This window comes from Methylobacillus arboreus (genome assembly GCF_020532725.1).
GTDB lineage: Bacteria > Pseudomonadota > Gammaproteobacteria > Burkholderiales > Methylophilaceae > Methylobacillus > Methylobacillus arboreus.
Genome location: NZ_JAJAVC010000011.1, coordinates 408,448 through 422,797, shown reverse-complemented (window position 1 = coordinate 422,797; position 14,350 = coordinate 408,448). Strand labels below are relative to the sequence as shown.

The following is a 14,350-nucleotide window of genomic DNA, read 5'->3' as shown; positions in this document are numbered from 1 at the left end:
AAGAAGGATCTTTCATGCAGATCGCCATGAACACTGTTGTCACCATCACCTACGAACTACGCGATAGCGATGGAAATATCCTGGAGGCCAGCAAGGATCCTGTCAGCTACCTGCATGGCGGGTATGACAATATTTTCCCGCGCGTAGAGGAAGAACTGCACGGCAAGTCCGTTGGCGACTCCATTGAGCTTACACTTGAACCAGCCGATGCGTTTGGCGACTATGACGAAGAACTGGTGCAGATAGAACCCGCATCTGCCTTCCCGACCCAAGAACTGAAAGTGGGTATGCAGTTTGAGGGCGAAGATGAATCTGGCGATGTTGTCCTGTACACCATCACCAACATCGAGGACGGCAAGGTCATCGTTGACGGCAACCATCCCTGGGCAGGCGAGCGCGTGCTGTTCAAGGCATCGGTTACCGCAGTGCGTGCTGCAGGTAATGAAGAAGTAGAGCATGGCCATGTACATGGTGCTGGCGGCCATCACCATTAGGCGAATGTACGTGAAATCCAGCTAGCTGGCCAACAGTTAGCCTGAAAGTAAAAAGGCAGCCATTGGCTGCCTTTTGCTTATCCATTTGCGGCTATAGAAAAGCCGCTTGGCTTATATTATGCGCACGAAATCCTGCGCACTGCCTTTTTAGCACGCGCCTGCTTGCGCTTGGCCAGCCGCTCATTAATGCGCGACTGCCTGACAGAGAGCGACCAGCTATAGCTGGTCCAGCCGATAGACACAGCCAGAGAAACGCCACCAGCAACCATTGCACCCTGCTTTTCACCGACAAACCAGCCGATCATGGCAACAAATGATGCAAACACCACCGGAATCACTATCTTGATGAAATACTCGACAACCATATTTTCCTTTTGGGATCTAAATTGACTAAACCGCAGCCCTGGTAAGAACTACGGTTCATATTATGGCCATCAGTTGTTTCAGAAGTATGTCTAATTTTCAGGTTAATTTTTTCAATTTGTACAAAACGTCCAGCGCCTGCCTCGGCGTCAGTTCATCCGGATCAACCACCTCAAGCTCCAACACCACCGGGTGCATCACCGGTTCCGGCTCAGGATCCGCACCAATGAACATGTCTCCCTGCCATGCCGAGGACTGCTGCGCCACCTGGCTTTGCTCCAACTGGACCAGTTTGCGCCTGGCGGCATTCACCACCGAACGCGGGATGCCTGCCAACTGTGCCACCTGCAAGCCATAGCTCTGGCTGGCTGGCCCTTCCTCCACATTGTGCAGAAAGACAATGCCATTGCCATGCTCCACTGCGTCCAGGTGCACATTGGCCGCATGCTTGAATTCTTCGCTGATCCTGGTCAGCTCGAAATAGTGCGTGGCAAACAAGGTATAGCTGCGGTTCTTTTCCAGCAACTGCCGCGCTACGGCCCAGGCCAGCGACAAGCCGTCAAAAGTGGAGGTGCCGCGCCCGATCTCGTCCAGCAACACCAGGCTTTGCTCTGTTGCGTTGTGCAGGATATTGGCGGTCTCGGTCATTTCCACCATAAAGGTGGAACGCCCGCCGGCCAAATCATCGGAGGCGCCGATTCGGGTGAAAATGCGGTCTATCGGCCCTATCCGCGCCGATTTTGCCGGCACCAAGCAGCCGCAATGCGCAAGCAGCACAATCAATGCCGTTTGCCGCATATAAGTCGATTTACCACCCATGTTCGGGCCGGTGATTAGCAATAACTGGCGATAGGGAGAAAGCGCGACGCTGTTGGCGATGAAAGGCTGGGCCAATTGCTCGACCACCGGATGGCGGCCATCCTCGATGGCGAGCCCGGCCTCGTCAGTGAACTGGGGCGCAACATATTTCAGCACATCTGCGCGCTCGGCAAAGGTGGCGAGCACATCGAGCTGGGCCACAGCCTCAGCATTGCGCTGCAAGGCGAGCAATGCGGGCTGCAAATTATCCAGCAAGGCTTCATACAGGATTTTTTCACGCGCCAGGGCGCGCTCGTTGGCAGAAAGCACCTTGTCCTCAAAAGTCTTGAGTTCGGGCGTGATATAGCGCTCCACGTTCTTCAGCGTCTGCCGCCTGCGGTATTCCGCAGGCACGTTTTCCGATTGCGCGCGGCTGATCTCAATATAGAAGCCATGCACGCTGTTATATTCCACCTTGAGGTTGCTGATACCGCTACGCTCACGTTCCAGCGCCTCGAACTTCAGCAAGAACTCGCCACAATTGCTTTGTATGCCGCGCAGTTCATCCAGCTCGGCATCGAAGCCATCGGCGATCACGCCGCCCTCGCGCAACACTGCCGCCGGTTCATCCTTGACTGCCGCCAGCAGCATTTCCAGCGCTGATTGCGGCACATCCAACTGCTGCTGCAATGATTGCAACAGCCCCGAACCTTCCGCGATCAATGCCTGCTGCAACACCGGAAGCTGGCGCAAGCTGTCACGCAAGCCGGACAAATCGCGCGGACGCGCGGTCTTCAAGGCGACCCGTGCTGTAATGCGCTCTATATCGCTCACATTGCGCAATACCGGACGCAACGCATCATATTGGGACTGCAAGCTTGCCACCGCCTGCAAGCGTGCCTGAATATCAGGCTGGTGTTGCAGGGGATGGTGCAGCCAGCTCCTGAGCAAGCGCGCGCCCATGGCCGTCACGGTGGTATTCAGCAAAGAATACAATGTGGGCGATGGCTCCCCGCGCAAGGTCTGGTCAATTTCCAGGTTACGGCGTGTTGCGGCATCCAACTGGATGAATTGGCTGCCTTGCTCTACCGTCAGCCCCTGGATGTGCGGCAGGCTGGTGCGCTGCGTATGCTTGACGTAATCCAGCAAGGCGCCAGCCGCCATGATGGCGGCCTGCATATCAGCGCAGCCGAACCCATCCAGGTCGTAGGTGCTGAACTGCTTGGCCAGGGTCTGGATTGATGAATCCAGGTCGAACTGCCACGGTGCCAACCTTTTCTTGGAACATTTCACCTGCTCCAACGCAACATGGGAAAAATCATCTGGATAAATAATTTCAGCCGGACTGATGCGCTCCAGTTCCTGTCCTAGCAGCCCTGGCGCAACCTCGCTCAGCACAAACCGGCCCGAGGCAAGATTGATACGCGCCAGCCCGAGTACGCCTTCCGCGCGGGCAATCGCCAGTAACAGATTGTCGCGTGTATCGTCCAGCAAGGCAGCATCTGTCAAGGTGCCAGGCGTGAGGATGCGCGTGACTTGGCGCTCCACCGGTCCCTTGCTCGTGGCCGGATCCCCCACCTGCTCGCAAATCGCCACTGCCTCGCCCAGCTTGGCAAGCTTTGCCAGATACTGCTCAGCCGCATGGTAAGGCACACCCGCCATGCGGATGGGCTCGCCATTGGAACTACCTCGCTTGGTGAGCGTAATGCCGAGCAGGCGCGATGCTTTCTCCGCATCATCATGAAACAGTTCGTAAAAATCCCCCATGCGGTAAAACAGCAGCATATCTGGGTATTGCGCCTTGATACCCAGGTATTGCCGCATCATGGGAGTGTGAGCAGAGTTGTCTATCTTATCCATGTACATTCAACAGTTATAAACTATTCCACTCCCCAGCTTCTCCAGGGAAAAACTTGAGTGCAATGTTTGTGGCACAACCGCGTCAGGCGTGCCTTGGATCATAGTGAGCGGCAGGTTGTCGTAAAAAAGCCAGATGCTTGCATCCACGAACGACCATGCCTTTCAAAAGAAAGGAGTAGGAAACGCTCGACCGCAATTTAACTTCCGAAACAACTTGAATAGGTCTGGTGTATGCATGGCCTGATTGCGGTTTTCCGGCACAGGCCAAGTCCATTGCCTTGGCGCAAGATTATACGCTCAAATATACTTATCGAGACCAGCATCCCATGCGCTATCGCAAGCGTGTATACAGCTGTTCCACTATCGGTTTAAGGCAAACCGCAGCACACGGCCGCCAGAAGTCAGAACTCTTCGTAGCGCGCCGGATCCTGATCAGCGATCCGGCCATCCGGACGGGCCAGCGTAGCGATTGTCGCCATGTCCTCAGGCAGGAGCTCGAAATCGAAAACCGAGAGATTCTCTACCTGACGTTCCCTGCTGGCCGCCTTGGGCAGCGGAACAGCGCCGAGCTGAACATGCCAACGCAGAATCACCTGGACGACTGTCTGGCCAAGGCGCTCGGCGATCGCTTTGATCGTCGCTTCCTGCAGCAGGTGGTTGGCGCGCCCGAGCGGGCTCCAGGATTCGGTAACAATGCCATGGACCTGGTCGAAAGCACGTTGCTCGGCCTGGGGAAAGTATGGGTGCAGCTCCACTTGGTTGACGGCGGGTGCCACGCCGGTCTCGCTCATGATCTTTTCAAGATGCGCCGGCAGGAAATTACAGACACCGATCGATCGAACCAACCCGCGCTGGCGTGCCTCGATCAAAGCCTGCCATGCCTCGACATAAAGCCCCTGGCCCGGATTAGGCCAGTGGATCAGGTACAGGTCGTAGTAGTCGAGCTGTGCGCGGTAGAGTGACTCCTCGATAGTCGCAAGTGCCTCGTCAAAGCGCTGATGGCGGCCCGGCAGCTTGGAAGTAACCCGCAATTCCTCCCGTGGAATGCCGGCCTTGCGGATCGCGGCACCAAGCGCGCCTTCGTTCTCGTAATTGAAGGCCGAATCGAGCAATCGGTATCCAGACTCAATGGCAGTCACGATACCTTCCACGCCAGCAACGCCGTTCAGCTTGTAGGTGCCGAAACCTACCCGGGGAAGGCAGATACCATCGTTGAGGGTAATTGAGGGGATGGTTATATGGGACATCTGACACTCCTTTGCATATCTTTCGCCTGATGATCTTGCAGCCAAGATCAGCACCGGTCTTGGTCCAATAAGCTGTAGACCACGATACGCTGGATTAAGAGATGAACAAAATGAATTATCCGACTTTAACAAAGTCGGCCATTGGAATATGGAGCTATTCCGTGCCGTGAATCTCGCGCACGAGCTCCAGCCATGCCTTGGCAGCCTCTGAAAGGTAGGCTCCCCGGCGCCAGGCCATGGCCATGATCCACTCCATACCCGGCTCGTCCAGGAGCACATGACGCACGCCTGGGTGCCGGCGCTGGTTAGCGATCATGCGAGGCAGGAAGGTAACGCCAACGCCGGCACCAACAAGCTCGATCATGAAATCGACCTGGCTGCTGCACGCCACCACGTTCGGCTCAAAGTTCGCATGCCGGCTGGCGTCGATAATGATGCGATGAAGGGCGAAGCCGCTGTCGAACAGGATAAAGGGCGTATCCTTGAGTTCCGCCAGCGAGACTGAACACTTGGCCGAGAGAGGATGGTGGTAGGCCAGCAATACAACCAGCGGCTCACGCCGGATCGGTTCCCAGCCGAAGTCTTGTGATGTGGGAAGCAAGGCAGCAGCGAAATCAATCTCGCCGGTTCGCAGGCTTTCTTCGAGCTGGTCGCTGCCATGCTCGACGAGACGGACCTCAATGCCGGGATAGCGCTGGCGATAGACCGCGAACAGCGGTGCAAACAAGGTGCTGCTGCCGACCGGCGGCAGGCCCAGGCGCAGAATGCCTCGCTTCAGGCCGCGGACCTCGTCAAGCTCGGCAAGCAGGTCTTCGCGGTCTGCGAGGAGCTTGACGCCCCGGCGGTAAACGACTTCTCCGGCGGCAGTGAGAGTGCTACGATGACCAATCCGGTTAAGCAAGGGGACGCCGAGTTCGTCCTCAAGCTGTTTCACCGCCTTGCTGACAGTCGATTGGGTGGAGAAAACAGTCTTGGCAGCCTGGGAGAAACCGCCCTGGCGGACAACCTCGACGAATACGCGGAGCGGCCTGAATTCCATATTGGAATAATACCTAGTCCATCAATTCATTTCCATCATCGTGCAATGCGGGATAACTTATTGAACTGGAAATTTTCTCGATGAGCAACCGCCAGGTTCTCGTGATGATGCATCGCAACCTCTTGTTTAGGTTAGCCTCATCACCACCTTCGTGGCGGGCAATCTTGTTTGCCCGTTGACGCTTAAGCGCGCTCAACATGAGAAGCGATGCCGGATGGCTCCCCTGCTCATCACCAACCGCCGGGGATAAGAGGATATTGTTATGTCGCCTGGAAGCCTGCTGAACACATTGACCAGCCGCTTTGCGACAGCCTGGCGCGATGCCGTGGCCTCGGCTGTTGCTGCCGGCATTGCCTGGACGCTGGCGGTATGGCTTTTCGGCCACTCCCATCCTGTGTTTGCCGCCATCAGCGCCATCATCTGCCTGGCACCAGGCCTGCCCAATCACGGCCGGCAGGCGCTGGGGCTGATCCTCGGTGTCGCAACCGGCATCGTCATCGGCGAGCTGGCCTTGATGCTGCCAGAAAGCCTGCTGATGCCAGAAGGTATGTCCCTGCTGCGCCTGGTGCTGGCGACCCTGTTCGCCATGCTGGTAGCCACCGCATTCGGCGGCGTGGCGGTCGTACCGATCCAGGCGGGCGTGTCTGCCGTGCTCGTACTCGCACTCGGTCCGCATAGTGCCGGATTGGTCAGGTTGGAGGACGTCGTGGTGGGCGTCATGGTCGGCCTGCTTTTCAGCCAGGTGCTGCTCACGCCCGACCCGGTCCGGCAGATTGATGCCGCTGCCGACGACTTGCTGCTAAGGCTGGCAAAAGCGTTCAGGATATGTGCCGAGGCTCTGAAGCATAGGGATATGCGTAAGGTTGAAGTGGCGCTTAAAGCATTCTCCGCTACGCATGCAAGCTTGATTGCGCTCGGCGAGGGCATCGGCGCCGCACAACATGCCGCCCGCTGGTCCGTGCGCGGAAGGCTGACTGCGCGTGCTGTCGCTGAAACGGCGGCACGCTACGACCGGCACGCCATCCGGCTCTATGCATCCTCCCTGCTGTTCGGCGAAGCCCTGGAAAATGCATTGCGCAAGCAAGCGGAGTCGGTACCGGAAGAATTGGCCGCGCGCATCCTGGATGTGGCGGCACGGTGCACGGACCTGGCAGAAGAAAAACCAGCGGCAGTACCTGCCATTATGCAGGAGGCAGACTCCAGCGCCATTGCGCTGGAATGGAGAACCGCTATTGATCATTTGCAGTCGGTATCCAATATCCTGGCCGACCTGGAGGCGCTGGCCCCCACGTCCCCTTCAAGAGCATACAAATGATGAAATCCGCTGCCGATCAACAGCACATTTTTGATATACGCAAGACAATCCACTATTTTAAACGGAGGAGAATCAAATGGCCTATGCCACTATCAATCCCTACACCGGCGAAAAACTGAAAACCTTTCCGGACGCCACTGATGCCGAAGTGACCGAAGCGATCAGCCAAGCGCACGACGCCTTCCTGGCGTGGCGGGAGACAAGCTTCACAGAACGCGCCCGCATCCTGCAAAATGCTGCCGACCTCCTGCGGCGTGACAGCGATGCCTATGCCAGGCTGCTAACGCTGGAGATGGGCAAACTTTTCACCGAGGCCAAGGCCGAAGTCGAGCTTTCGGCGAAAATTTTCGAGTACTACGTACGCAATGCCGAAACCCTGCTGAAACCCGAGAAACTTCCGGTACTCGACCCTGCCGAGGGCGATGCCATCCTGGTTCATGAGCCGCTAGGCGTACTGCTGGCCATCGAGCCCTGGAACTTCCCCTACTACCAGATCGCCCGCATTCTTGCCCCGCAGCTCAGCGCGGGCAACACACTACTGCTCAAACACGCCTCCAACGTGCCGCAGAGCGCTGCAGCCTTCGAGAAGCTGATGAAGGAAGCGGGGCTGCCCAATGGCGCATTCCGCAATCTTTACGCCACCCGCTCGCAGATCGAGTTGATCCTCAACGATGACCGCGTGCATGGCGTTGCCTTGACCGGTTCGGAAGCTGCGGGTGCCATCGTCGCCGCCCAAGCCGGCAAGGTGCTGAAGAAATCGACCATGGAGCTTGGCGGCGCGGATGCCTTCGTGGTGCTGGCCGACGCCGATCTCGACAAGGCAGTGGACTGGGCGGTGTTCGGGCGTCACTGGAATGCCGGCCAGGTTTGTTGCTCCTCCAAGCGCCTGATCGTCGTCGATGCAGTCTATGACGAATTCCTCGCACGCTACCGCGAACGTGTGGCTGCGCTCGTCGCTGGCGACCCATTCGACGATAAGACCACACTGGCACCGCTGTCTTCCCAGGGGGCAGCGGACGAGGTGAAGGAGAAAATCCGTGAAGCAGTGCTACTCGGCATCAAGGCCGAGGAAGTCGGGCCGCCCGTGCCAACGCAAGGCGCCTTCGTGCAGCCGACGCTCCTGACGGAAGTCGGCGAAGACAATCCCGCCCGCTACTGGGAGTTCTTCGGCCCAGTCTCCCTGTTGTTCCGTGCCCGCGACGAGGAAGATGCGATCCGCATCGCCAACGATTCGCCGTTCGGCCTGGGCGGTTCGGTCTTCACTTCCGATACCGCTCACGGCGTAGAAGTGGCCAAGAAGATATCCACCGGCATGGTATTCATCAACCACCCCACCAAAGTCGAAGCGGACCTGCCTTTCGGCGGCATCCGCCGTTCCGGCTATGGCCGCGAACTGATCGGTCTCGGGCTCAAGGAGTTCGTCAATCACAAGCTTATCGACGTCGTCGATATCGACGCCCGGTTCTGACGCTGCAAAGGAGGCCTCGCCATGCATGCCATGATGCTGAACGCCATCGGAACACCGCTGGCCTGGACCGAGTTGCCGGAACGGCAACCAGGCCCGGGGGAAATCCGGGTAAAGGTCACTGCCTGCGGTGTATGCCGCACGGACCTGCATGTCGTCGATGGCGAACTGGCCCATCCTCGGGTACCGGTCATTCCCGGCCATGAGATCGTCGGCCGCATCGACGCCATCGGGCCTGGGGTCGAAGGGCATCGCATCGGTGAACGTGTCGGCGTGCCATGGCTGGGCCACACTTGCAGCATCTGCCCCTATTGCCGAAGCGGGCGCGAGAACCTGTGCGATGCTCCCGGGTTCACCGGTTATACGCACGATGGCGGCTATGCCACCGCCGTCATCGCCGACGCGCGCTTCGCATTTCCTCTCGGCGAACAGGGAGACGACGTGGCGCTCGCTCCCCTGCTGTGCGCAGGCCTGATCGGCTGGCGTGCGCTGGCCATGGCCGGCGATGCACGGACGCTCGGGCTGTATGGTTTCGGTGCCGCAGCGCACATCATTGCCCAAGTGGCACGCTGGCAAGGCCGCTCGGTCTTCGCTTTCACCCGCCCGGGCGACACAGCCTCGCAGGATTTCGCCCGGCAATTAGGGGCAGCCTGGGCCGGAAGCTCCGACGACACGCCGCCCGAAGCGCTGGACGCGGCGATCATCTTCGCGCCGGTCGGCGCGCTGGTGCCTGCCGCCTTGAAAGCGGTACGCAAGGGCGGACGCGTAGTGTGCGCCGGCATCCACATGAGCGACATTCCCAGCTTTGCCTATAGTCTGCTCTGGGAGGAGCGCCAGCTTGTCTCGGTGGCCAACCTCACCCGCCAGGACGGGATCGAGTTCCTGGGCCTGGCGCCCAATATAGGCATCGTCACCCGCACCACCACTTATCCATTGCAAGAAGCCAACCGGGCGCTCTCTGACCTGCGGGAAGGCCGCTTCGACGGCGCAGCGGTGCTCGTGCCATAAGTCATTCCGCTGCTTCACTTTGTTCTGCGCTATTGACACCTTGGACGAAAGGAAGAAAACAATGCATATACAACCCGTATTCCTGTTTGATCTCGACGGAACGCTGGTGGATAGCGTTTACCAGCACGTACTCGCCTGGAAAGAGGCACTTGACGCCGAAGGCATCGAGCTTCCAGTCTGGCGCATCCACCGCAAGATCGGCATGAGCGGCGGACTGTTCACAAACCAGCTCCTGCGCGAAACCGGGATCGAGATCAGCGGACCTCTTGTAGAGCGGTTGCGGCGAAACCATGCCGAAGCCTACCGACGCCAAGCCGATAGCGTTCGTCCCTTGCCGGGGGCACGAGAACTGCTGGCCTGGCTGACGCAGGCAGGAATTCCCTGGGCAATCGCCACAAGCGGACGTATGGAAACCGCAGCCATCAATCTCGCCGCGCTTGGTGTCGATCCGAACCAGACGCCAGTCGTCACTCGCGACCAAGTGAAATATGCCAAGCCAGACCCAGATCTGTTCCTGGCTGCGGCAGAGCGTCTCGGCGTGCCGATCGAAACGGCCATCGTGGTTGGCGACAGCATCTGGGACATGCTCGCAGCAATACGCTGCAGGGCGCTTGCAGTGGGTTTGCTCAGCGGCGGCTACGGGATCGACGAGCTGCGCGGCGCTGGCGCATTCCGGGTCTATGAGGAGCCGGGCGACTTGCTACGGCACATCGACGAGGTCGGAGGGCGACGCTAGGCGCCAGCTTCGTGGCCATCTGTATGTTCCGCACAAAAAAACGCCCCGATAAACGGGGCGTGTCACAACAACCCTGGCAAAGCCAGAGGAAGGATTCAGCTAAACATTAGAAATCGTAACGGACACCACCAAACACCTGGCGCTGACGACCTGCCACCATGCCATCTACACGGCTGGCAAGATACTCCTTGTCACCCAAGTTGTGGCCGCTGACGAAAAAGGTAGCCTTGCTGCCGACTGGACGATAGCTTACGGAGGCATTGAGCAAAGTGTAGGACGGGATTTTTCCACTTTGGCCTCTCAATATATAGTTTGTACTGCCAACAATTCCGGCTCTAAATGCAGGATCTTCTTCTTGTTGGCTAACATAATCGACTCCGATGCGGGCATCAATTCCAACTGGATGAGAATAACCAAAATTAATCGAAGCAAGATGGCGCGGCGCATAAGGCAAACGATCGCCACTTACAATGCCGTCCGCAACTCTCTGACCGTCCTTTTTGAATTTAGCTGTAAACAGATTGGTGTAAGTACCGCTGACATAGAAATTATGCGGTGTGTTGTAAACCTGCCCCAAATCCACACGCCCAGCAAACTCAATACCAGACTGTTGAGATTCACCACCATTGACAAAACTGCCTGGATTAGCGCCATTGATTACAATTTCATCAAATTTGGTATGGAACAGAGTGGCCTCATAGCTCAACCCTTTGAAGTACCTTGATCGCACACCAAGCTCCCAGTTGGTACTTTCTTCAGGCTTTGTTTTAGACACCACAGCAGTATTTGCACCACCTGCAGAATAATCACGATCAGGACGGGGAGGAGCAAATCCTCTGTGCACGCCCGCAAATAAAGTAGTGTTCTCAATGCCATTCCATGCTATGCCAAACCCAGGCAGAACTTTAGTCTGGTTATTAGTCAACGATGACTCCGGATTATTATGATCCGCGCCCTCAGCCCGTAAAACATTAGTAGAAATCCGAATATCCTCTACACGCACACCTGGCGTTAATGACCAATTACCAACATAGAAAGTATTTTGTGCATAATAGGATTTGGCTTCGACATCAATATCAATGCTCTCACGATGATCCCCGTTTGCAATTACCCAGCCAAGATTTTGTGCCAGCGGATTGCTCGCGCGATATTGATTACGTTCCTGATCTTCTCTGTGGTAACGGAAACCAATTACAGCATCACTTTCTATCCCAAATAGACTATGACTAATATCTAGTCGAGGCTCGACTCCCCAATATTCAAACTCTCGCGGACGCCAACGCCCTCCGCACTGAGCTGAATTTGCTTCTGTTGCCACGACACCTGAGCATCGATCCATCTCTGACCGACCACCCAAAGTACCCGGATCATTAATTTGCCGGAAAGATGCCCGATCAGACTTAACGTAGTAAAACTGTGTACTGAATTTAGCTTTATCATTTATTTGAAAAATATGCTGCAACTGCAACGACTTACGCGTATGATTGAAGCTGTCTTGATTACCAGTCGGTGCCTGATACTTGTCTTCGTTATATTCAACAAGACCCAAGCCAGTTTCCGAAATACTGGAATTCTCTTCATACCAGCCTACCTTGGCAATCAGCGTATTACGCTCATCAAGATTCAGTTGCCCTTTAAGCGTCAGCTCGTTAATTTCGAAATCGTGATTATCACGAATGCCGTCACCCTTACGATTCACGGCATCCAACATAATGCCACCCCAGTCGCCGCCAGTGCCGATATTGACATGACCACCACTAAAATTGTTGTTGCCGATAATGGCGCTCACGCTAGCCTGGAATTCCTTGGGAACCGGCTTGGTCACAAAGTTGATCATGCCCCCCACAGTTTGCGGACCATACAAGGTTTGGCCTGAACCTTTAACGACCTCGATACGGCTTACACGATCCAGCGGTGTGGAATAATGCGCGGAAGGATCGCCATAAGGTGCAAGGAATAAGGGCACACCATCTTCCAGTAGCAATGTGCGTGAAGTACGGCGAGGATTAAGGCCGCGAATACCGATATTAGGGGCCAGCACAAAGGCATCTTCGCCAACAATGTTGACACCAGGCGTTTGGTTCAATGCTTCCCGTACACTGAACGGCTGGCGGGATTTCAACTCTTTCTCATCTATCACATTGAAAGAGCCAGGCACCGACTCTAGGCGATCCGGCAGGATGCCTGTAACCTTGACTTTATCCGCAACCACACTCTCCTCGCTGGATGCAGAAGCAACATCTTGTTGGCTTGCCTGTTCTGCCGCAAATGCTGGCATGGTCAGGATCAAGGCTGCCATCCCCATCATTGGTTTTTTAATCACTTTTGAATTCCCTCTTAGTCTCATTAATGCTGGGGAATCACCAATCCCCCCCCAGCTCTTCTCCATAAATATTACCGGTATTTTTTAATTGTAAAAATTTGTAACCAGCAATAGGTGAGAGTTTCCAAGGATTGCATCAATCCAAGAAGAGGAATTAATCACGAATTATATTGGGAAAAAATCCCAAATATATTTTGAAAATATTTCAATGTTAATAAAAACTAATCATGCATAAAACCGGGAAAAACTCACAAACCCAAGTCTGGCAAGCGATTTCAGGAAAAAATCACTTCCACAGAATGAATCATATCTTCACAATATTGTGATAATGAGTACCAGTCAAAACTCCACTCCCGTGATCACATTCTGGACGCGTATATCCCAGTCTTCCCGTGATCTTGTTATTGCCTTAATTGTGATTGCCAGCGTTTTCCTGCTCTCAGCAAAACTGGATCTTTCAGAAAAATTCATTGAATGGGCCCTGGCACATGAATCATTGCAGCTAGATGAATTTCCACTGGTACTTTTTGCGGCAGCCTTTGTTTCTATCTGGTTTTCACGCCGACGCATGCGTGAAATGATTTCGGAAGCCAATCGTAGAATAAAGGCAGAGCATGCCTCACAGGAAAGCCAGCGCATGTTTAAAACCCTTTTCGACCAAGGGCTATGTGGCAATTTCATTGCAGACATTAAAGGCAATATCTTACTTTGCAACCAATCCTTTAGTGCCATGTCAGGCAACAGTGAATCCACCCTTAACCTCAAGAAAGCCATTGGCGCACGCTGGGATGAACTTTGTAGCAAATTGCAATCCGTAGAGAAGGTAGACATTCCTGAACTTACGGTAGCTCGTCCTGACAATGCACCCTGGATCGTGATGGCCCGGCTGACACGCGCCCTGGACAATCCGCAATCGCAGGAAAAAAAGATCCACGGTTTTTTTACCGACATTACTGAACAGCATCTAGCTGAACGTGAACTTGCGGTGCTGCTCAAGGAAAATCAGGCGCTTGCCCGCCATGCAATGCAGGTGCAAGAGGAGGAGCGCCGTAATATAGCGCGTGAAATTCACGACGAAATGGGCCAATACTTAACCGCAATCCGCCTGGAGCTGGCCAGCCTGCCCAAGGATAAGCAGCATCCACTGACAGAGTTTGCAGTCCGTATCAATTCTCATGTGGAACACATCCAGCAGGCAGTGCGTGGCTTGATTCATCGCCTGCGTCCTACCGCGCTGGACGCCCACGGAATTGCCGAAGCAATCGAGCAACTGGTTAATGAGTGGAAAAAACAGCACCCGGCAGTGGACTGCCAGCTTGCGCTGGATAAAAGCTGCCTAAGCCTACCGGAAAAAATCAGCATTGTTGCTTACCGCATTGTGCAGGAGTCACTGACTAATATCGCGCGCCACGCCCATGCCAACCACATATCAATCAAGCTGATCGGTACCCGGGGCATCCTCTCGGATACCTTGACAATTGAGATTCGAGATGACGGCGTTGGCTTCAACCCGCACACTCCCAGAGCTGGCTTTGGCCTATCCGGGATGCGTGAACGGGTTGAAGCCGAAGGCGGCACTTTTAACGTGCAAAGTCAGGGAAAAGGTGTCGTCATTTCGGCCAATCTACCTCTCAGCACAGAACCCAAGGCAATTCAGGAAAGTTAATACATGGCTCAAAAAATACTGTTGGCAGATGACCAC

The 14,350-nt window shown here is 55.5% G+C and carries 11 protein-coding genes; 6 read left to right on the top strand and 5 right to left on the bottom strand.

The genetic code is table 11. The annotated features are described in order from the left end of the window. Positions 1–14 precede the first annotated feature (14 nt). On the top strand, positions 15–494 hold the full coding sequence (locus tag LG198_RS12975) for an FKBP-type peptidyl-prolyl cis-trans isomerase (RefSeq protein WP_230343604.1): 480 nt from the start codon (positions 15–17) through the stop codon (positions 492–494). 116 nt (positions 495–610) lie between these two features. Here LG198_RS12975 and LG198_RS12970 read toward each other — a convergent pair whose 3' ends face one another. The 4 genes from LG198_RS12970 to LG198_RS12955 form a co-directional block, all read right to left on the bottom strand. Next, entirely contained in the window at positions 611–859 is a 249-nt protein-coding gene (locus LG198_RS12970) for a hypothetical protein (RefSeq protein ID WP_230343603.1), read from the bottom strand. A gap of 97 nt (positions 860–956) precedes the next feature. Continuing rightward, entirely contained in the window at positions 957–3,515 is a 2,559-nt protein-coding gene (gene mutS / locus LG198_RS12965; protein WP_230343602.1) for a DNA mismatch repair protein MutS, read from the bottom strand. Between the two features lie 401 nt (positions 3,516–3,916). Next, the gene (locus LG198_RS12960; protein ID WP_230343601.1) at positions 3,917–4,762 is read right to left on the bottom strand and encodes an aldo/keto reductase; all 846 of its coding nucleotides are present in this window, start codon (positions 4,760–4,762) and stop codon (positions 3,917–3,919) included. A gap of 154 nt (positions 4,763–4,916) precedes the next feature. After that, positions 4,917–5,801: a LysR family transcriptional regulator gene (locus LG198_RS12955; protein ID WP_230343600.1), complete on the bottom strand. Its 885-nt coding sequence runs from the start codon at positions 5,799–5,801 to the stop codon at positions 4,917–4,919. 262 nt (positions 5,802–6,063) lie between these two features. Between LG198_RS12955 and LG198_RS12950 the strand changes: the two genes are divergently transcribed. From LG198_RS12950 to LG198_RS12935, 4 genes are all read left to right on the top strand, one after another. Then, the gene (locus tag LG198_RS12950) at positions 6,064–7,116 is read left to right on the top strand and encodes an FUSC family protein (protein WP_230343599.1); all 1,053 of its coding nucleotides are present in this window, start codon (positions 6,064–6,066) and stop codon (positions 7,114–7,116) included. 76 nt (positions 7,117–7,192) lie between these two features. Further along, complete coding sequence (locus tag LG198_RS12945; protein WP_230343598.1) at positions 7,193–8,584, top strand: NAD-dependent succinate-semialdehyde dehydrogenase; 1,392 nt, start codon at positions 7,193–7,195, stop codon at positions 8,582–8,584. 21 nt (positions 8,585–8,605) lie between these two features. After that, positions 8,606–9,589 (top strand): zinc-dependent alcohol dehydrogenase family protein, encoded by a 984-nt coding sequence (locus LG198_RS12940; protein ID WP_230343597.1) that lies wholly within the window; start codon positions 8,606–8,608, stop codon positions 9,587–9,589. A gap of 61 nt (positions 9,590–9,650) precedes the next feature. After that, positions 9,651–10,325 carry an HAD family hydrolase gene (locus LG198_RS12935; protein ID WP_230343596.1) on the top strand — a complete coding sequence of 225 codons (675 nt, stop codon included), beginning with the start codon at positions 9,651–9,653 and terminating at the stop codon, positions 10,323–10,325. 106 nt (positions 10,326–10,431) lie between these two features. On the opposite strand, the gene LG198_RS12930 is transcribed toward LG198_RS12935, so the two are convergent. Next, positions 10,432–12,714, bottom strand: a complete 2,283-nt coding sequence (locus LG198_RS12930; protein ID WP_230343595.1) for a TonB-dependent receptor family protein — start codon at positions 12,712–12,714, stop codon at positions 10,432–10,434. A gap of 262 nt (positions 12,715–12,976) precedes the next feature. On the opposite strand from LG198_RS12930, the gene LG198_RS12925 reads away from it, so the two are divergent. Beyond that, positions 12,977–14,314 (top strand): histidine kinase, encoded by a 1,338-nt coding sequence (locus LG198_RS12925; protein WP_328485625.1) that lies wholly within the window; start codon positions 12,977–12,979, stop codon positions 14,312–14,314. The last annotated feature ends 36 nt before the right edge of the window (positions 14,315–14,350 follow it).